A 17,997-nucleotide genomic window follows, 5' to 3' on the forward strand; every position below is an offset into this window, starting at 1 on the left:
CCGATGGGAACAGCCCCGTGAACAGCGCGAACGACGACTTGGTGCGGAACATCCTCGCCGCCGACGAGCAGCTCGTCGACCGGATGGGCATGGAGATCACCGAACACGGCCCCGATCGGGTGGTCGGGACGCTGCCGGTGAAGGGCAACCGCCAGCCCTACGGGCTCCTGCACGGCGGCGCCAACGCGGTGCTCGCCGAGACGATCGGCTCGGTCGCCGCCGCAATCCACGCCGGACCGGAGCGGATCGCCGTCGGCCTGGAGCTGTCGTGCACGCACCACCGGTCGGCGACCGAGGGCATCGTCACCGGCGTCGCGACGCCCGTGCACCAGGGGCGCGGCACCGCCACCTACGAGATCGTGATCACCGATGAGGAGGGGCGCCGCACCTGCACGGCCCGCCTCACCTGCGTGCTGCGGGACCGGCCCGCGGATAGCTGAGCCGCCGGACGGCGGCCGGGCGCCTCGGGGCTGCCCGGCCGCTGTTTGCGTCAGGGGGGCGGCCGTCGGAGTGCGCCTTCAGGGCCGCCGCCGTCCGCGCAGGATCGTCGCGAGTTCCGCCGTCAGCGATCCGGTGTCGGTCGAGGTGCGTCGCCAGATCCGCCGTCGGGAGCCCTGCCCTCCAGGCGCCGCCGGGGTTCCGCCCTCAAGGCATGTCGTCGAGTCGCCGTCAGGACCCGTTCGCCCCTGCCCCTCAGGACAGGTTGTCGAGCACCGCCTGCGCCACGGCCTTCATCGTCGTCCGGCGGTCCATCGCGGTGCGCTGCAACCAGCGGAACGACTCCGGCTCGGAAAGGCTGTGCTTGCTCATCAGCAGGCCCTTGGCCCGCTCGATGGTCTTGCGCGCCTCGAGGCGCTCGTTCAGGTCGGCGACCTCGGCCTCCAGGGCCTGGACCTCGGTGAACCGGGACACCGCCAGCTCGATCGCGGGCACCAGGTCGCGCTTGGCGAACGGCTTGACCAGGTACGCCATCGCCCCGGCGTCGCGCGCCCGCTCGACCAGGTCGCGCTGGCTGAACGCGGTAAGGATGACCACCGGGGCGATCCGCTCGCCCGCGATGTTGGACGCCGCCTCGATGCCGTCCATCTTCGGCATCTTGATGTCCAGGATCACCAGATCGGGGCGCAGCTCGTCAGCGAGCCGGACGGCCTCCTGGCCGTCGGCGGCCTCGCCCACGACCTGGTAGCCCTCCTCGCGAAGCATCTCGACCAGGTCGAGCCTGATCAACGCCTCGTCCTCGGCCACGAGTACGCGCCGTTCGACGGGCTTGGCCTCGCGTGGGTCCTCGGCAGCCGGCGTTGTCACCGGATCCTCCTGGATCAATCTAGGGTCCGCCCGGTGCGGTCGCACCGGAAAGTGCAGCCTACCCGCCCTGCCACCGGGGCGAGCCGTGCAGGAGGGGTGAGCCTTCCGACATCGGTTTCCAATAGGTGAAGATCAGGAAACAGCGGTCCTACGGCGCACGAACGCGACGTAGACGAGCAGGATGGCGGCCAGGCTGACCAGGCTCAGCCCGAGCTGGGAGCGGGTCTCTCCGATGAAGCCCATCGTCAGCACCACGGCGGCGATCAGCGCCAGCGTCGCCCAGGTGAGGTATGGGAACAGCCACATCCGCAACTTCAGCAACTCCGGTGCCTCCCGCTCCAGGCGACGGCGCATCCGCAGCTGCGACATCGCGATGATGGCGTAGACGAACAGCGCCACCGCGCCCGCGGAGTTGATGATGAAGTAGAAGATCGTGTCCGGCGCGACGTAGCTCATGGCCACCGCCACGTATCCCACGAGCGTCGACAGCACGATCGCCTTCCACGGCACGCCGCGCGCGTTGACGTCCTGGATCCAGCGCGGGGCGAAGCCGTGCCTGCGCAGGGCGAACAGCATGCGCGACGCCGTGTAGAGACCGGAGTTGAGCACCGACAGCACGGCGGTGAACACCACGACGTTGACCACGGTCCCGGCGGCGGGGATGCCGAAGCGGGCGAAGGCGGCGGCGAAGGGGCTCGTCTCGGACGGGATGTCGCCCCACGGCGTGATCATGATCAGCAGCGCCACCGACCCGACGTAGAACAGCAGCACCCGCCACACCACCGCCCTGGTGGCCTTGGCGACGGCGCGCTCGGGTTCGTCGGACTCGGCGGAGACGATCGTCACGATCTCGGTGCCGAAGTAGGAGAAGATCACGATCACCACGCCGTGCACCACGGAGAAGCCACCGGTGGCGAAGAAGCCGTCCAGGGCGATGTTGCCGACCGAGAACTCCGCGCCGGGCCACAACCCGAGCACGAACAACGAGCCCAGCGCCAGGAACACCACGATCGTGACGACCTTGACCGAGGCCAGCCAGAACTCCGTCTCGCCGAACGAGCGCACCGACACCAGGTTCGTACCGGTCAGCAGCACCATCAGCAGCAGCGAGAACACCCACTGCGGCACCGACGGCAGCAGCGGCTGGAGCAGCTTCGCGCCGGCGACCGCCTCGAACGCCACCACGCCGACCCAGAAGTACCAGTACAACCAGCCGACGGTGAAGCCCGCCCAGTTGCCCAGCGATGCCCTGGCGTACTCCATGAACGACCCCAGCGCGGGCGCGGCGGTGGCCATCTCCCCCAGCATCCGCATGACGAGGACGACGATCGCGCCGCCGAGCGCGTAGGAGAGCACCGCCGCGGGCCCGACGGTCTCGATGACCGCCCCGCTGCCGATGAACAGGCTCGCCCCGATGATCCCGCCCAGCGCGATCATCTGCAGGTGCCGGCTCTTCAGACTCCGCCGCAGCCCGGAGTCGTCGGCTTCTACGGCCGCTCCCCCTGATGACCGCGCCCCGGGCGCCTCCCCTGCCGGGTCCGCCGCCCCAGCGGCGGAGCCTTCGTCCCCCGGTCGCCCACTGCCTGCGCCATCGACCATCCCAGCCCCCGAAAGGTAGATCCAATCCCGACAGAAGGCTGCGAACCTAACCCCGCGACGATCTCCGCACCAGAGTCCCGAACCAGGGCATACCCGACACCGCGCCGCCCAGGCCGCGGACACCCTCCCCGCACCGGTTGATCAACCCTCGCGTATGCTCGGACCAGGTAGGCCCCCGTAGCCCAACGGCAGAGGCAGCGGACTCAAAATCCGTCCAGTGTGCGTTCGAATCGCACCGGGGGCACTCATCACCGCAGGTCAACGCCATGGCACCGTCACGCCTTGCGCGGCGGCCCCGCCCTGTCCGGCGTTCCGGTCATGTCAGCGCGCTGGATGAGCACGCGATCGACGCCGGGAAGATAGCTCGCGTAGGTCTCGTTGAGCTGGTAGTCGGGGTCGTGATCGAGACACTCGGCGACGAATCTGGCGAAGCCGCTCCTCGGCGGCGAGGACTCCAATTGATCATACACACCGCGACTAGGGTTGGAGAGCCAAAAGCTGATAGGCAGGATCTCTCCGTCTTCGAACTCTTGCTCGTCGAAAACGGAAACCATGCCGTAGAAGTCGAACTCTCGCCCCGCGTAGTACTGCCGGGCGTGTTCGAGGATGATCTCTAGGTACCATACTGCAGCTCGGATTAGAGTACGATTCTTCTCTGCGACCGGCAGTGAGCCAAGGAAGTCGATCCGGTCGATCCTCGACCACAGCGGCATCTCTTCGAAGTAGTCATCCACGATCATCAAGCCATCGAGGTCAGCTAGATACTCCTGCTCGACAAGCCGCTTAAACTCTGCTTTGAACTGAATGTCTCGTATCATACATCCCACCCGTACTGGCGAAGCCATTTCAGTGTCCTCCTGGAGAACTGCGGGTCGCCGTGCCGGAAGGTCCCATCCTGATTCACCGCGGGGTCACCTTGAGCTGGTCTTTGCGCATGCCACTTGCTGTCGGTGACACTGTCCACCGGGCGGTCGATCCTACCGATCTCGCGAAGAACGAAGGCTGGGGCCTTTCTGGTTCGAATCAGTTTCTCCGCCTGTCGTGCGAGTTTGTTGAGCTCCTCAGGACTCCGCTCGCGGTTCTTCGGGCAGCCTTCGGACTTCAGCCCCAGCGGGTCGGTGAAGATCCAAGGGTTGGCCACGTAGTTGTGCGGCGTGGTGCCGCCGTCGAGGCCGAGGGGGTCGCTGCTCGCGTACCTACCGGTGAGCGAGTCGTAGTGGCGGTAGTAGTTGTAGTCGAACCCGGTTTCGGGGTCGTGGTACTGCCCCGGGAACCGGAAGGGTGTGGACGCGCCCGTGCCCGTTTGGCCGAGGGTGTTGCCCCACAGGGATGTGCGGCGCTGCCAGGCGAGGTGGCCGTCGTCATCGATCAGCTCTGACGGGGTGCCCACGACGTCGGTGACGATCGCGAAGAACTGCTCGTCGACCCATTGCTGGGGTGCGTCGCGAAGCGGCGAGCGCTGGTTCTGCACGACTGGGCGGAACGTGCCCGGCTCGTGGTCCCAGACGGTGACCCGCACGTCGCCCAGCCATGGGCCGTTGGGCTGGCCGTCGGATTCCGCCTGTTCGGCGAGTACTTCGCCGTCCCACACGAAGTCGATCTGTTCGACCACGCGGTTGTGCGCGTCGAGTCGCTGTTTGGCCACACGGCGGCCCAGCGGGTCGTAGCGGTAGTACCAGCGGGTGCCGTCCGGGGTGAGCACCCCCGTCAGGCGGTCGTCGGCATCCCAGAAGTAGCGCCACGTGTCGGGCTTGCGGGACTGCCGCTTCCGCTGCCGGAGCACCAAGCGGCCCTGGGCGTCGTGCTCGTAGCGGACCTTGCCCGCATTGCGCAGCAGCGTTCCGTTGTAGGTGCGGCTTCCGGTCGAGTCCGCGTCGACGCTGGCAGCCGGCGCGGGCCAGGTCGCTTGGGAGAGGTTGCCCGCCGCGTCGTAGGCGTAGCTCTCGGTCCAACCCTGCGCGCGCACGGCGGTCACCCTGCCGAGACGGTCGAGGTCGAAGGTGCGGGAGCCGGTGAGCTGGTCGCTCACCCCGCTGACGACGCCGTCGGCGCGGTAGTCGTACGTGCGGTCCTGGACCCGCCGGCCGTCGTTGCCGGTGATCGTCTGGGAGCGGAGGCGGTTGTCGGAGTTCCAGGCTTGTTCCAGAACGGCGTGCATGCCCAGGGAACGCTGCACTTCGTTGCCCGCGCTGTCGTAGCTGAACAGCAGCGAGCGGCCTGCGACGTGCAGAGCCGCGGGCTGGTGGTTCGCGTCGTACTCCCAGACGCTTTCCGCTCCCGACGGGGTCCGTCGCCGGATGCGGCGTCCGGCCACGTCGTAGGTCGACGTGACGGTTCTGCCGTTGATCGTCTCGGCCAGCACCCGCCCGACCTGGTCGCGGCGGAAGGTCACCTGGGTGTCGCCGTCCATGGCCTCCAGCAGCCTCCCCACCTCGTCGTAGACGAAGGTAGTGGTGACCTCGCCGCTGCGCTTCTCGATGACGTTGCCCAGGGCGTCGCGGATGAAGTGCGTCGTCTCGCCCGCGCCGTTGGTGCGCTCCTGCAACTCGCCGGCGGCGTCATACCGGTAGACCACTCGGCGGCCGTTGAAATCCGTCTCCTGGATCAGGTTCCCGACCGGGTCGTAGTCGTAGCGCCACACCTGGCCGAGCTCGTTGGTGACGCTGGTCAGCCGAAGTTCGGTGTCGTAGCCGAATGCCAGTCGTGTGCCGTCCGGCCGGATCTCGGCGGAAGGCTGGTCGAAAGGTGTCACCTCCACGTGCGTGCTCTGCCCCAGCTGATCCACGTACTCGCGCAGGTTGCCCTCACCGTCGTAGCGCCACCTCTCCGTGGCGCCGTCGGGGAAGGTGCGCCACGCGGGCAAGCCGTCGACGGTCCAGCCCAGGCACGTCACACCGCCGGCCGGGTCGTTGATCGCGGTTACGCGCCCGAACCCGTCGCGCTCATACGTCGTGGTCGCGCCCAGTCCATCGGTGATCGCCACCGGAAGTCCGGCTGCGTTGTTCGTGATGCGGCGGGTGCCGCCCGCCGGATCGGTGATCTGCGACAGGTGCCCGCGTTCGTCGTAGGAGAAGGAGGTCGCGGCACCGGCCGGGTCGGTGCTCCGGGTGAGGTTCCCCCTGCCGTCGTACTCGCGCCGGGCGACCGTTCCGTCGGGCGCGGTGATCGTCACGGGCAGCCGCAGCTCGTTGTGCTCGACGAGGGTCTGGCTCCGGTCGGGCCGGGTCACCGCCACCAGGTTGCCGTCCGCGTCGTAGTCGTTCCGTACTCGGCGGCCCAGCGGATCGGTCCGCGCCAGCAGCCGGTCCGCGGAATCCCACTCGAAGTGGGTTTCCCCGCTCAGGGGATCGACTTCGCGAAGCGTCTGGCCTCGCTCGTTGAGGTGGTAGGCGGTTCGTTGACCCAGCGAGTTGGTCCAGTAGGTGACCCGGTTCTCGGTGTCGTACTCGAACGAACCGTTGAAGAAGCCACCCGATCCCTCTGCCCGAGTTACGCGACCGAGGTGATCGTAGGCGTAGCGGTACCAGGCGCCGTTGCGGTCGGTCCAGCCCGTGATCCGGCCCACGGGGTCGTAGGTGAAGGCCAACGGTGCACCGGAGGAGTTCACCACGGCTGTGAGTCGCCCGTCCTCGTAGCCGTAGCGCATGAGCAGGACGTCGTTCCCGCCATCGGCCCCTCGCAGGTACAGCGCGGACACGAGCCCCTGGTCCGTCTCGACCCGGATCCGGTAACCGCCGCTGTGCCGGACCTCTTGCAGCGCACCGTCCGCAGCGTGGTCGAAGTCGATCCGGTTTCCATTGCGATCGGTGATCGCGGTCAGCGGCAGAACCTCGCCGGCAGAAGCGAAATGCAGCGTTCTGGCCTCGTCGGGTTCCGTGATCGTGTAGCTGCCGTCCTCGGACCTGCTCAGACGCCGCCTGGGCCCCGTCACCGCCAGCACCGACGAGCCCGGAGCCGGCTGCGGGTAGAGCGAGAGGGTGCCGTCGTCGGCGACGAAGCAGACGTTCGTCCCGTCGACCTCCAACCGCTGGTCCAGTGTCGACGACCAGGTCGGACCGAACCGGTTCCCCGCCCGGTAGGACGAGACGTGCAGGCGTTTGAGCACCAGCGGAAGCGCGGCCGGGAGCTCGACATCGGTCTGGACGAGCACCATGTCTCCGGTCGCGACGTCGACCGGGTCCCCCGTCGTGTTCCTCTCCGGCTCCGGTACCCGGTGTTCGGGAGCGTCGGGCCGTTTCGTGAGTGTTTTCAGGACCTTGCCGATGCCGCCGGTCGCGAGACCGCCAAGGAACTCACCGGTGATCCGTCCCAGGCCCACCTCGCCTCGCCCGTTGGCGAAGTCGTCCCACGAGACGATGTCCTTCAGGGTCTCCACGGGATGGGTGAGGTTGTGGTACATCGCCGACACGGTGGCCGCGGGGTCGGCGAAGGCGTCGACGATTCCTGTGAAGGTCCCGGAGAAGCCTTCCCAGATGGCGCCGTAGAAGTTCGCGTCGATCTGCGCCTGGGAGTCCTGGGGCGCGATCGCCGCCTCGTCGCGCAGCACCGAAGCCGCGCGGTCGCCGACCTCGAGCAGCTCCTGGCGGGCCAGGTGGAGCATGTCCCGGGCCGCCTGGCGTTTGTGCTCCCCCGGGTCCGAGAAGGGCACGACCGCACCGCCCGGCGCCTCCGCCACGGCTCGCTCGTGGTCGGCTTTCGCCTGCTGGGTGGCGGCTTCCCCTTCCTGCCAAAGGCGGATGGCTTCGGCCGCCTCACCCTGCGCCCACCGCAGGATGCCCGCGTACTCGTCGAGCGCCGCACCGCCGGAGTCCAGCGAGTCACCGCCGTCGAGCCAGCGCGGAACATCGGTCTGGTGCTGCTCGTGCCACTGGTCGGCGGCCTCGCCACGCCACCCTCCGGCGTCGATCCGCTGCAGCGCCTCCCCGGTCTCGTACGCCTTGGCGGCGCGTTCCCGGATGACGCGCGCGTTCGCCTCGACCACCGCCGGTTCGCCGGGGATCAGCGCCTTCGGGTCGGTGGTCTGGCCGAGTTCAGCGCTCACCGGGACATTCCCGGGATCTCCGCCGGAGGCTGCACGACCTCGATCGCCGGGTCGACCGCCAGTGCGTCCGCGCCGGCCTGGTCGGCTTCGCGGTAGGCCTTGGCCGCCTCACCGAGGGAGTAGCCCATGCGCGTCGCGCGGTCGCAAAGCGCGTCCAGGCCGACCGACCAGCGGTCGCAGAACTCGTTCAACGCCGCTTCGAGGTCGGCATGCCCGTAAGCACTGCCTTGGCCTGGTAACTCGCTCAGCTCGGAATTGTCCTGCCCCGCAACGAGTTCCTCCATGCGCTTGGACGCGCGCTCCAGAACCTCGATCTCGACGTGAAAACCGTTGCCGTCCAAGCTCATCGCGATCCCCGCCCCTGCCGAGTGCGCTGTTCATCACCGGAAGAGCGTTGCGCCGCGCGTTTCCACGCCGTCTTCTTCCATTCCCGCTCGAGCACGTCCATGCCCTCGACACGCGTCAACAGCGGCATCCGGTGGTCGTCGGCGGGGTCGAACATCACACCCACCCCGGCCGGCACGAGCTCCAGGAAGTCCGCACCCGTCATCGAGACGTAGTCGCACTCGCCGGCATGAGCGGCCAGGCGGTCCAGCGTCGAGAAGGCCGGCGTCCAGCGGCCCCGCCGCCCGGCATCGGTCACGAACACACCGGGACGTTCGGGTCGCTGAGCGAAGACCACCGCCTGCGCGAACGCGGCATGAAACGCCCTGAGCTGGCGCTGACCTGCGGAGACCTCCCGTGCGACAACCACAACATCTGGTTCTTCGCCCCCCGAAGCACGTGTCACGGGTCGAAACCGTACCAATCCGAGGCAAGCGGACGGGCGGGAAAGGGCAACGTCGTTTCCCGGTGCGGGAACGGTCACGGTTCCCATGGCCGTGAGTCGACGAGTGCTGTCGGGAGTGGTGACGTTTCCCCTGGGCTGTGGGTGGTTACCCGGCGGGCATGGCTACCAGAGAGCCCGGTGGGCCGCCGGATCCGGAGCCGGAGCGGACGCCCGGGTTGGAGCCGGGTGGGTCGGTTCCGCCCGGGGAGACGCCGCCGGAGTCGGGGTCGGCGACGGAGGGCGTCTCGCACCGGCAGGAGGCCGCGGCGCGGTCGGCGAAGTGGGTGTGGCTGCTCGTCACGGCGATCATCGTCGTCCTGGTCGCCGGTTTCTTCGGGTTCCTGGCGCTCGGGTTGGTGCTCTGAAGCGTTCGATGTCCACTGCGGACACGAGAAGTTCCCGGGACTTGTGCGGTGTCCCGGGAACTTCTCGTGAGCGATGGTTGTGGTTTCTCGTGGGCGGTGGCCTATCAGGTCGTCGGCGGGCGGTTCGGCATCTGGCCGCCGGTCTGCGGCGCGCCGGTCGTCTGGCCCGGTGACGTGGTGCCTGAAGGTGCGGTTGTACCGCTGGGCGAGGTGGTGCTCCAGCCCGTGTCCTCCGCCGCGCCGCGCCCGACCGTGGCCTCCTGCCGTGTCTGGGCCTGCTCCCGCTGGGCGCGGTCGTATCCCGAGCGCAGCATGTCGGCCGCGATGTCGCGGCCGCCGAGGCCGAAGGCCAGGGCCAGGCCGAGCGCGATGGCGCCCATCATTGCGGTGTATGTGATCTGCACGATGGCGGGCGCGATGCCGAGCTGGGTGAGGATCATGAACACCGCGATGCCCATCACCAGCGTCGGCCCGGCGGTCGTGACGACCCTGCCGGTTGCGGTCTCGCCCATCGTCCGCCGCGCGAGTCCGCTGACGGCACCGGCGACGAGCCCGGCGACGATGAAGATCGCGATGGCGGCGATGATGTTGGGCACGTAGGCCAGCACCTGGTTCATGAAGTTCGTGATCGCCGCGATCCCGAGCGCGCCGAGGGCGGAGACCAGGCCGATGAGGAAGATCAGCCAGAAGGCGACCTTGCCGACCACTCGCGAGGGAGAGGCACCCGGCGTGGCGCGGTCCATGTAGCCGCCCATCGGCGTGTCCTTGAGCCTGCGGTCGACGCCCAGCTTGTGCAGGCCCTTCTCCACGAGCTTCTGCACCACTTTGGCCACGATGTAGCCGATCAGCAGGATCACCAAGGCGCCGATGATCGTGGGGATGTAGGCGATCACGGCTTCGAGGCCACCGAGCAGCGACCTGCCGATATCGCCTTGCGCGAGGAACATGGTGCTCTCCTTCCGGTCGGCTCAGCGGCGGAATTCCCGGGCCGAAGAGGACATAAACGGCGCTTGTCAGCGCCTGACCGCGAATCTTCAACGCACTGCAACCGGACGAACGGCCGCGGCCGTGCCACGCGCGGCCGCAGCGCCGGACTTTCGGCGCGCCGCTCACCCACGGTTCTTGCTTTCACTCGAAAGGGTGGATTGAAACTTTCCGCCGGAATTGTGGAACCGGGAAAGGCCGGAAGGCCGTTGGGGAGGCTTGACTTCCGGTGCGCGGAGCTGGAGTGGCCTGGTGGGCCGGGTTGTACCTGAGTGCGGTGGCGGTGCTCGGGGTTCGGCGGGCAGGACTGGTGTCCGGCGAGCAGGGCTCGTGCCCGGCGGGCAGGGCTGGTGTCCGGCGGGCAGGCTTGCTGAGGCGCCACGGGGCCGGATTGGCGGTGGTCCGTCTCACCGGCGCCGTGGGCCTTTCGGCCCGGGCGAGTCCGCGGAGGCTCGGCGAGGCTTGGTTTCGCCGGCCGGGACCGCGCGAACCTGGTTCGCCGCGACTCTGCGGAAGATCCACCGGGATCTCTGGGGAGTGCGGTGCGAAGAACTTCCGGGAACTGGTCCGCCGGCCACGTACAACCCCGGCAATGAACGTCTGGAGCAGAGGAACCCATGGCCTACCTCGAACTGCGTCTCCCCGACCTGCGGACCTCCGGTCCGCGCACCGTCGAGATCGGCCTCGACGGCCAGCACATCGGCACGATCGACCTGTGGACCTGCGCGCACTGCGAGCTGGCCACGGTGGAAGGCATCCGGGTCGATCCGGCCGCCCGCGAGCACCGCGGGCTGCTCACCCAGGCGCTCCGGCTGCTGGTGGACCGGCTCCCGGGCTACCGGTGGACCGGCTCGGCGGAGATGGCGGCGCAGGCCACCGAGTTCTGGGCCTCACTCGCGTGGTGGCAGGGCTCGGCCAGCAGCGCTGACTACTGCTCGCACATGCGGGCCATGCCCGAACACATCCCGACGCCGCGCGACGGCGGAGCGGAGCAGGCAGAAGGCGAAACCGAGCAGCGGCGAGGCGGAGCGGAGCAGGCGGAAGCAGGCGCGCAGGCGGCAACCGGCGGGCAGGTCGCTCCCGGCGAGCCCGTGGTGCCGGACCAGCTGACGCGGTCCTGAGGCGGCGTCCCAGGCGGCGAGGCCGCCACCCGAGGGGCCGTCCAGTGGCGGCGGTCGTCGGCGCCGGCGGGCGCGGGAGCCCGTCGGCGTCGACGGCCGCGCTCTCCCGTACCGGGCTCCCACGGACCGGCGAGGGTCAGCGCGCGTTCGGGGTACCCGTCGCAGGGCGCGAGCAGGCGTTCTCGGCGTATCGTCGTGCGCAGGAACCGGTCGCTGTCCCGGCGTGCGAGGCCGCCTCGGCCGCGCGCCACTGAGCAGAGGGCGTGGCGATGCGCGAACAGGATCCACTTCGGGAGCACCCCTCAGAACCGGCCGAAGGCCCCACGGACGTCGGCGGCTCCGAGCCGCGCGAGCGGGACCGGGCGGACAGCGCGAGCGCCGAGCAGCCCGCGACGGGCCGCGACGGCCGGACCGATGAGAATCACCAGTCGAACGCAGTTCCGAACGACGAGGACGAGGACCGCGACGACTGGGACGACTGGCAGGGCAGTTAGGGGCAGAAGTTCCCGCAGGAACCACCGGTGCAGGCACGAAAGCAGTGGCCGCACGAACCACCAGCCCCCGCAGGAACGGCTGCCTAGCCATTCGAATCGGCTTTCGAGTACGCAAACCCGCGGGCGGCCGCGCGGGATGGCTCCAGGCGCGAGCAGACGTGAAGAGGTCTCGCGTGACGCGTAACCGGAGCAGCTCGGCCAGCACGCGGAGGGTCGAGTGATCGCGATGGCCGCAAACAGGCTCCGACACCCCGCCTGGTGCAAGGACACCGGACTCGAAGAGCGCATGTACAAGCAGCTGGACTCCGTGACGACCTGACGCTGGAACAGGCGCGGCAGCTCACCGAGGACGACCCCGGCCGACGCCGATGGCGGGGAATGGCCCGAGAACACCGCGCCACAGCAGTCTCGCGCGCAGCGCTGAGCGTTCGCGCACACCGCCGTCCACCCACGGGCCGCCCCTGCCGTGCGAGCGCGAACTTGACGTTTGCCGGGCGGCGCCCGAGGGGTAGTTGGCTTGTGGATGTACGTGGGTGTCGACCCGATTGAGGTGTGCTGATGGCCCAGCTGGTGGCGGACTACGTCCTGGCGCGACTGCGCGAGTGGGGTGTGGACACCGTCTTCTCCTACGCCGGTGACGGGATCAACGGGCTGCTCGCCGCCTGGGAGCGGGCGGACGACCAGCCGCGGTTCGTGCAGGCGCGGCACGAGGAGCTGGCCGCGTTCGAAGCCGTCGGGTACGCGAAGTTCTCCGGACGGCTGGGGGTCTGCGCCGCGACGTCGGGTCCCGGCGCGATCCACCTGCTCAACGGCCTCTACGACGCCAAGCTCGACCACGTGCCGGTGGTCGCGATCATCGGGCAGCAGGGCCGCTCGTCCCTCGGCGGCGCCTACCAGCAGGAAATCGACCTGATGTCGCTCTACAAGGACGTGGCGGGCGACTACGTGCAGATGGTGACCGTCCCCGAGCAGCTGCCCAACGTGCTCGACCGCGCCATCCGGACGGCCGAGGCGCGCCGAACGGTCACCGCCGTGATCATCCCCGGCGACGTGCAGGAGCTGGAGTACACGCCGCCGAAGCACGAGTTCAAGATGGTGCCCTCGAGCCTCGGCTCGCCGCGGACGGTGTCGGTGCCGCCGCGCGAGGATCTGGAGCGCGCGGCGGAGGTGCTCAACGCCGGGCGCAAGGTGGCGATCATGGTCGGCCAGGGCGCGCACGACGCCGCCGAGGAGGTCACCGGCGTCGCCGACAAGCTTGGCGCCGGAGTCGCGAAGGCCCTGCTGGGCAAGGATGTCCTGTCCGACGAGCTGTCCTACGTCACCGGCTCCGCCGGCCTGCTGGGAACGCGGCCGTCCTACGAGCTGATGCGCGACTGCGACACGCTGCTGATGATCGGGTCGAGCTTCCCCTACAGCCAGTTCCTGCCGGAGTTCGGCGACGCGCGGGCGGTGCAGATCGACATCGACCCGACGTTGATCGGCATGCGCTACCCCTTCGACGTCAACCTGCTCGGCGACGCGAAGGACACGCTGCGCGAGCTCCTGCCGATGCTGCGGTACAACGAGGACCGCGGTTGGCGGGAGACGGTCGAGAAGAACGTGCGCGACTGGTGGGAGGTGATGGACCGGCGCGCGGAGGTCGAGGCCGACCCGATCAACCCCGAGAAGGTTTTCGCCGACCTCTCCCCGCTGCTGCCCGACAACGCGATCATCACCGCGGACTCGGGATCGGCGGCCAACTGGTACGCGCGGCACCTGAAGATGCGCGGGAACATGCGCGGCTCGCTGTCGGGCACCCTGGCGACGATGGGCCCGGGCGTGCCGTACGCGACCGGCGCGAAGTTCGCGCATCCCGACCGGCCGGTGTTCGCGCTCGTCGGTGACGGCGCGATGCAGATGAACGGGATCAACGAGCTGATCACGATCGCCGCGCACTGGCGGGAGTGGTCGGACCCGCGGATCGTCGTCGCGGTGCTCAACAACCGCGACCTGAACCAGGTCACCTGGGAACTGAGGGCGATGGGCGGGGCGCCGCAGTTCCTGCCCTCGCAGCAGCTCCCCGACTTCGGCTACGCCGAGTTCGCCGAGCTGACCGGCCTGCGCGGCATCCGCGTCGACGACCCGGGCCGGACGCGTTCGGCGTGGGAGCAGGCGCTGAGCTCGGACCGGCCGTGCGTGCTGGAGTTCGTGACCGACCCGTCGGTGCCGCCGATCCCGCCGCACGCCGACCTGGAGCAGATGAACAACGTGGCGGCCTCGCTGGTCAAGGGCGACCCGGCGGCCTGGTCGGTCGTGCGGGAGGGCGTGAAGTCGAAGGTGCAGGAGTTCCTGCCCTCGCGCGACGACCGCAGTTGAGCCAGGCGTGATAATCCGCTGTGGACAGAAGTCGATGCAGGTCCCCGTACCGAGCGTCGATGTCCTGGCGGCTGGTGCCGGCCGCGGTGGGCCTGGCGCTCGCGGGCTTCGGCGTCGCGGTCGGCGTGGGCGCGGTGCCCTGGTACCGCAAGCGGTGTTCGGAGCGCTTCGTCGGGACCGGCATGGAGCGAAAGGGCGCCGAACACTGAATTCCGCGGGTCCGGGCGGTGCGAACCCGGCACCGCCCGGACCCGCGGCCGGTTCACACCTCCAGCAACCGGTTGAAGAAGCTCCGGTACCGGTGGAACGCCATCCGGAGGTCGTCGGTGGAGGGTTCGCCGTTCTTCCACTGGCCCTCGAGCTCCTTGTGCTGCCTCTCGAAGGTGGCCGAAAGCCGTTGCAGCACATCGGAAACCAGGTTGTCCGCGTCGGTGACGGCGCGGCGGGGATCATCCACGAAGGCACCTTGCACCGCGTCCCACCGCACACGCATGTCCTGTGCGACCTCGGTGGGCATCAGGTGGGCGTCGCCGCCTTCCCGCGACTCGCCGGACGAGGACGCGGATTCCGCGCCACCGCCCGCCTGAGGTCCACCGTCCGCCTGGCCTGCGGGCATTGCGTTGCTCTGCATGCCGTCGCTCTCCTGCTGCGACGAGCCCTCCGCCCCGGTGCCGCCGGGCCCGGTGGTCGTCCAGCCGGCGTTGCCCGCGGGCTCGGAACCGCGGTCCTGCTCCCGCGTTGCCATCGTCGGCTCCTCCTGGCCGGAGTCCCGCCGCATCTGCTCGGGCCGCCGCGCGTTCTCTTCGTTGCTGGTCATGACCTGCTCCTTCGGATGCGAATTCCGGCCTTGCCGCTCACTGCCGCCGCTGTCCTCCCGCGTCTTCCTCCAGCAGCGCGTCGACCAACGAGCGGTACGACGTGACGGCCCCTCGGAGCTGTTCGGTGTCGGCCTGCCCCCGTTGGTGTTCGACCGCCACCCCGTGAGCGGCCCGGTAATGCTGCGCCACCTCCGGGTGGTCCACCGACACGTCGTCGGCGCGCTGGTCGAAGTCGTCAACCGGGTAGCCGCGGTCGCGCATGATGCGCACCACGAGCACGTCGGCTTCCTCGACCGCACCACCGGGCTCGTCGACGAACCTGTGCTGGATCGCGTCCCAGTCCGCGCGGTAGCGCCGCGCGGCCTCGTCGGACACCGGGCGCAGTTCGAGCCTGTCGTGCCGCTTCTCCCGCTCGCGCAGGTCCGCCTCCGCCTTACGGCGTCCGCCGGATTCCTCGACGGCGTAGGAGTATTCGGGTCCGAACCGCTCCCGGAGCCGCGTCGTGCGCCGTTGCCACAGCACGTAGCCGATCGCCAGAACCAGCAGCACCAGCAGCACGACGAGGACCAGAATGACGATGGTGACCAGGCTGGCTGTGCTCATGTCGACCCCCTGACCCCGCAGGCGGGCCCGCAGCGCCGACGCGTCATCGCGCCCGCGTGTGCCGCGGGCCGGTGCCGGCCTGTCGCTGGCCGCGTCTGCGAACTACCCCCGTTGCCCCCTCTGCCTACAGAAGTACCCCACCCCCTGAGCCGCAAACGGCCCTGGACCGCGGTGGCCGCGCCCGAGTGCGGTGGTCCTCCGGCCGAACCGGATGGCCCACGAGCGGGGTTGACAGCGCCCGTTGGAGTGCGATGATCGGATTTCCGCACCACGCCGGGGAAATCGACCATGGGCAGGGACCGCGCGCCGCGGCGGGCGGTTCCGCGCGTCCCGCGTGGACCGGGCAGGCGGTGGGAGGTCAACGTGACTCGGCCGGACGAATCCAGGCACACGCGGCTCACCCGCAACCTCAGCGAGCTGCTGCAGGAGTTGCGCGTCGCCCAGGCCGGCGTCCAGATCCTCTTCGCGTTCCTGCTCACGGTGGCGTTCATGGACCGCTTCGCAAGCGCGGGGAGCTTCGCCCACGGCCTGCACATCACGACGGTCCTGCTCGCCACCACTTCGGCCGCGCTGCTCATCGCACCGGCGGCGTGGCACCGGGTGCTGTTCCGCAAGCGGCGGCGCGAGGAGATCATCCGCGCGGCCAACTGGTGCGCGCTGGGCGGCCTGGCCCTGCTGGCCGCGTCGATGACCGGCACGGTGCTGCTGATCGGGATCGTCGTCCTCGGCCCGGGCTGGGGTACGGCGGCGGTCGGTGCCGGCGTCGGCTGCCTGTTCCTGGCGCTGTGGTTCCTGGTGCCCCTGCGCATCCGGAGGCAGTGACGGCGGTTCACGTCTCGGCGCGCTCGGTCCGCCCGGACTCGTCGGCACGCTCGGACTCCTCGGCGTGCCGCGCGCGGCGCTGCTCCTCCCGGTAGCCGTAGGCGGCCTGGCGCACCGCGGCGTCGGTCTCCAGGCTCGAACCGAGCGACCCGGCGATGATCGCCATCGTCGCCACCATCCAGGCCAGCCGGGCGTAGGTGGCCGGGCCGGCAGGGTGCCCGACCATGTTCGCCAGCACGCTCGGGTCTATCAGGCTGATGGCCGCGACGAAGCTGACCACGTACACCAGGCCGTAGAGGCAAGCCACGCCCAGCGTCAGGGTCACCACCGTCGAGGTGTTGTAGAGCAGCGCCACGCGCCGGTCGCGCACGCCGTCGCCGACGCGCTCCCAGAGCCCGTGCGCGGCGATCAGCCACACGGTCATCAGGGTCAGGGAGAACAGCATGGCTCCCGCCGCCCGCCAGGGGCTCAGGACGTCGCCGATCTGCCAGACCGTGGAGGTGAACAGACCGAAGCCGGTGGCGGCCAGGGCCGCGGCCAGCGCGCTGGACAGCCCCCACAGCAGCTGCCACGGGCGGTTGCCGCGCACCATGCCCGCCACCAGCCGCAGCCAGCCGCGAACGCGCGAGGTCACGTAGCGGGCGTCCACGCGCTGGTCCTCCGGCACCGTGCGGCGCACGGGCGCCAGCCTGCCGATGGTCCTCCCGGTGCCCTCGGCCTCCACGAGGTCGTCGAGCAGCCGCGTCAGGATGCGCAGCATGCGCCGGTAGGGGCCCAGGGCGCCGAGCGCGGGCAGCGAGACCAGGGCCGCGCGGCGCCGGATGCTCGCGTCGGCCAGCAGCGGTCCCTTCCCCAGCAGCAGCGGCAGGTCGGTCAGGCAGATCGCGTAGCCCCACCCGTACCGGTCGCGGAAGCGCTCCAGGTCCTGGAGGATGCGTTCGCTGTCGAACTCGCCCGCGGTCACCGGGTGCGACACGACCTCGACCACCCACTTGCCGCCGGTGCGCTCCCCCAGCCACTCGGCGAGCCGGTCCTTCAGCCGGGAACCGACCTGGGTCGGCATGTCCGGGTCCGTGACCAGTCCGAGGACCTGGTCGGTTCCACCGGAGTTCTGCGAGCTTTCCCGGTCCTGGTTCAACTGCGCCCCTTTCCGTCGCGACTTCCGGCATCCCGCCGGTCGGCGAAACCTGTACTACCCGATCCGAAGCCGATGCACACGAATTCGCCGCCCGCCGGTGCATGAGGATGAACCGAAAAGGGTATCCCATGGCTGAGCCGATTCGAGGAGGCACAGCTGATGGCCAACGAGGACAAGGCCGGCCACAAGGCCGAAGAACTCAAGGGCCGGGCCAAGGAGAAGCTCGGAGACGTCACCGACACCGAGCAGCTCCAGGCCGAGGGCAAGGCCGAGCAGGCAAAGGGGAGCCTCAAGCAGGCCGGTGAGAAGTTGAAGGACACGGTCACCGGTATGAAGAAGGACAAGGAATAGCTGCTCTCGCAGCGTGATCGCGGGGTGGGGTCGGCACGGCAGTGTCGACCCCACCCCGTTGTGCTGGCCTGGTTTGTCGTACTGCCTTGGATTTGCGCGAATCGCGGTGCATTCCGGCTGTTCCGCTCGCGACAGCGGCAGGAACTGCTCATGTGACAGCGGTGCGGGCCCC

The 17,997-nt window shown here is 69.5% G+C and carries 18 protein-coding genes and 1 tRNA gene; 9 read left to right on the plus strand and 10 right to left on the minus strand.

Annotated features, from left to right (window positions below; translation table 11 throughout):
• Positions 1-17: 17 nt before the first annotated feature.
• Positions 18-440 carry a PaaI family thioesterase gene (locus tag HUO13_RS07190; protein ID WP_211902715.1) on the plus strand — a complete coding sequence of 141 codons (423 nt, stop codon included), beginning with the start codon at positions 18-20 and terminating at the stop codon, positions 438-440.
• A 253-nt stretch (positions 441-693) separates the two neighbouring features.
• On the opposite strand, the gene HUO13_RS07195 is transcribed toward HUO13_RS07190, so the two are convergent.
• Positions 694-1,305 carry an ANTAR domain-containing response regulator gene (locus HUO13_RS07195; RefSeq protein WP_009947502.1) on the minus strand — a complete coding sequence of 204 codons (612 nt, stop codon included), beginning with the start codon at positions 1,303-1,305 and terminating at the stop codon, positions 694-696.
• A gap of 132 nt (positions 1,306-1,437) precedes the next feature.
• Complete coding sequence (locus HUO13_RS07200) at positions 1,438-2,742, minus strand: amino acid permease (RefSeq protein ID WP_249124508.1); 1,305 nt, start codon at positions 2,740-2,742, stop codon at positions 1,438-1,440.
• Between the two features lie 333 nt (positions 2,743-3,075).
• Between HUO13_RS07200 and HUO13_RS07205 the strand changes: the two genes are divergently transcribed.
• A tRNA-Leu gene (locus HUO13_RS07205) sits at positions 3,076-3,148 on the plus strand.
• 31 nt (positions 3,149-3,179) lie between these two features.
• Here HUO13_RS07205 and HUO13_RS07210 read toward each other — a convergent pair.
• Genes HUO13_RS07210 through HUO13_RS07225 form a run of 4 tightly spaced genes read right to left on the minus strand, consistent with a single transcriptional unit; the run spans position 3,180 to position 8,822 of the window.
• Positions 3,180-3,749 carry an Imm15 family immunity protein gene (locus tag HUO13_RS07210; protein WP_211900667.1) on the minus strand — a complete coding sequence of 190 codons (570 nt, stop codon included), beginning with the start codon at positions 3,747-3,749 and terminating at the stop codon, positions 3,180-3,182.
• Positions 3,719-7,945, minus strand: a complete 4,227-nt coding sequence (locus HUO13_RS07215) for a putative T7SS-secreted protein (protein ID WP_249124509.1) — start codon at positions 7,943-7,945, stop codon at positions 3,719-3,721. The genes HUO13_RS07210 and HUO13_RS07215 overlap by 31 nt, the downstream gene beginning before the upstream one ends.
• Complete coding sequence (locus HUO13_RS07220; protein WP_211900668.1) at positions 7,942-8,286, minus strand: hypothetical protein; 345 nt, start codon at positions 8,284-8,286, stop codon at positions 7,942-7,944. The genes HUO13_RS07215 and HUO13_RS07220 overlap by 4 nt, the downstream gene beginning before the upstream one ends.
• 2 nt (positions 8,287-8,288) lie before the next feature.
• On the minus strand, positions 8,289-8,822 hold the full coding sequence (locus HUO13_RS07225) for an SseB family protein (RefSeq protein ID WP_211900669.1): 534 nt from the start codon (positions 8,820-8,822) through the stop codon (positions 8,289-8,291).
• 71 nt (positions 8,823-8,893) lie between these two features.
• Between HUO13_RS07225 and HUO13_RS07230 the strand changes: the two genes are divergently transcribed.
• Entirely contained in the window at positions 8,894-9,139 is a 246-nt protein-coding gene (locus HUO13_RS07230) for a DUF6480 family protein (protein ID WP_211900670.1), read from the plus strand.
• 104 nt (positions 9,140-9,243) lie between these two features.
• Here the strand turns inward: HUO13_RS07230 and HUO13_RS07235 are convergent, their stop codons facing one another.
• Positions 9,244-10,086 (minus strand): mechanosensitive ion channel, encoded by an 843-nt coding sequence (locus tag HUO13_RS07235; RefSeq protein ID WP_211900671.1) that lies wholly within the window; start codon positions 10,084-10,086, stop codon positions 9,244-9,246.
• A gap of 654 nt (positions 10,087-10,740) precedes the next feature.
• Between HUO13_RS07235 and HUO13_RS07240 the strand changes: the two genes are divergently transcribed.
• The 4 genes from HUO13_RS07240 (at position 10,741) to HUO13_RS07255 (ending at position 14,302) form a co-directional block, all read left to right on the plus strand.
• Positions 10,741-11,244, plus strand: coding sequence for a hypothetical protein (locus HUO13_RS07240; RefSeq protein WP_211900672.1), 504 nt, complete (start codon positions 10,741-10,743; stop codon positions 11,242-11,244).
• 269 nt (positions 11,245-11,513) lie between these two features.
• Complete coding sequence (locus HUO13_RS07245) at positions 11,514-11,738, plus strand: hypothetical protein (RefSeq protein WP_211902717.1); 225 nt, start codon at positions 11,514-11,516, stop codon at positions 11,736-11,738.
• Between the two features lie 558 nt (positions 11,739-12,296).
• Complete coding sequence (locus tag HUO13_RS07250) at positions 12,297-14,093, plus strand: thiamine pyrophosphate-requiring protein (RefSeq protein WP_211900673.1); 1,797 nt, start codon at positions 12,297-12,299, stop codon at positions 14,091-14,093.
• Between the two features lie 59 nt (positions 14,094-14,152).
• Positions 14,153-14,302, plus strand: a complete 150-nt coding sequence (locus tag HUO13_RS07255; RefSeq protein WP_249124510.1) for a hypothetical protein — start codon at positions 14,153-14,155, stop codon at positions 14,300-14,302.
• 53 nt (positions 14,303-14,355) lie between these two features.
• Here HUO13_RS07255 and HUO13_RS07260 read toward each other — a convergent pair whose 3' ends face one another.
• Both HUO13_RS07260 and HUO13_RS07265 read right to left on the minus strand, forming a co-directional pair.
• Positions 14,356-14,910, minus strand: coding sequence for a hypothetical protein (locus HUO13_RS07260; RefSeq protein WP_211900674.1), 555 nt, complete (start codon positions 14,908-14,910; stop codon positions 14,356-14,358).
• A gap of 37 nt (positions 14,911-14,947) precedes the next feature.
• Entirely contained in the window at positions 14,948-15,514 is a 567-nt protein-coding gene (locus tag HUO13_RS07265; RefSeq protein WP_211900675.1) for a hypothetical protein, read from the minus strand.
• Positions 15,515-15,877: 363 nt separating this feature from the next.
• Between HUO13_RS07265 and HUO13_RS07270 the strand changes: the two genes are divergently transcribed.
• Positions 15,878-16,336, plus strand: coding sequence for a DUF6328 family protein (locus HUO13_RS07270; protein ID WP_211900676.1), 459 nt, complete (start codon positions 15,878-15,880; stop codon positions 16,334-16,336).
• A 7-nt stretch (positions 16,337-16,343) separates the two neighbouring features.
• Here HUO13_RS07270 and HUO13_RS07275 read toward each other — a convergent pair whose 3' ends face one another.
• Entirely contained in the window at positions 16,344-17,474 is a 1,131-nt protein-coding gene (locus tag HUO13_RS07275) for a 5,10-methylene-tetrahydrofolate dehydrogenase (RefSeq protein ID WP_211900677.1), read from the minus strand.
• 159 nt (positions 17,475-17,633) lie between these two features.
• On the opposite strand from HUO13_RS07275, the gene HUO13_RS07280 reads away from it, so the two are divergent.
• On the plus strand, positions 17,634-17,825 hold the full coding sequence (locus HUO13_RS07280) for a CsbD family protein (protein ID WP_211900678.1): 192 nt from the start codon (positions 17,634-17,636) through the stop codon (positions 17,823-17,825).
• The last annotated feature ends 172 nt before the right edge of the window (positions 17,826-17,997 follow it).

This window comes from Saccharopolyspora erythraea, from assembly GCF_018141105.1.
GTDB classification, from domain to species: domain Bacteria; phylum Actinomycetota; class Actinomycetes; order Mycobacteriales; family Pseudonocardiaceae; genus Saccharopolyspora_D; species Saccharopolyspora_D erythraea_A.

Bases quoted from the DNA above. Each gene is read 5' to 3' on its own strand.
- HUO13_RS07280 (WP_211900678.1), top strand. From the start codon at position 17,634: ATGGCCAACGAGGACAAGGCCGGCCACAAGGCCGAAGAACTCAAGGGC.
- HUO13_RS07210 (WP_211900667.1), bottom strand. From the start codon at position 3,749: ATGGCTTCGCCAGTACGGGTGGGATGTATGATACGAGACATTCAGTTC.
- HUO13_RS07245 (WP_211902717.1), top strand. From the start codon at position 11,514: ATGCGCGAACAGGATCCACTTCGGGAGCACCCCTCAGAACCGGCCGAA.
- HUO13_RS07255 (WP_249124510.1), top strand. From the start codon at position 14,153: ATGTCCTGGCGGCTGGTGCCGGCCGCGGTGGGCCTGGCGCTCGCGGGC.
- HUO13_RS07225 (WP_211900669.1), bottom strand. From the start codon at position 8,822: ATGGGAACCGTGACCGTTCCCGCACCGGGAAACGACGTTGCCCTTTCC.
- HUO13_RS07230 (WP_211900670.1), top strand. From the start codon at position 8,894: ATGGCTACCAGAGAGCCCGGTGGGCCGCCGGATCCGGAGCCGGAGCGG.
- HUO13_RS07200 (WP_249124508.1), bottom strand. From the start codon at position 2,742: ATGATCGCGCTGGGCGGGATCATCGGGGCGAGCCTGTTCATCGGCAGC.
- HUO13_RS07240 (WP_211900672.1), top strand. From the start codon at position 10,741: ATGGCCTACCTCGAACTGCGTCTCCCCGACCTGCGGACCTCCGGTCCG.
- HUO13_RS07265 (WP_211900675.1), bottom strand. From the start codon at position 15,514: ATGAGCACAGCCAGCCTGGTCACCATCGTCATTCTGGTCCTCGTCGTG.
- HUO13_RS07260 (WP_211900674.1), bottom strand. From the start codon at position 14,910: ATGACCAGCAACGAAGAGAACGCGCGGCGGCCCGAGCAGATGCGGCGG.
- HUO13_RS07250 (WP_211900673.1), top strand. From the start codon at position 12,297: ATGGCCCAGCTGGTGGCGGACTACGTCCTGGCGCGACTGCGCGAGTGG.
- HUO13_RS07235 (WP_211900671.1), bottom strand. From the start codon at position 10,086: ATGTTCCTCGCGCAAGGCGATATCGGCAGGTCGCTGCTCGGTGGCCTC.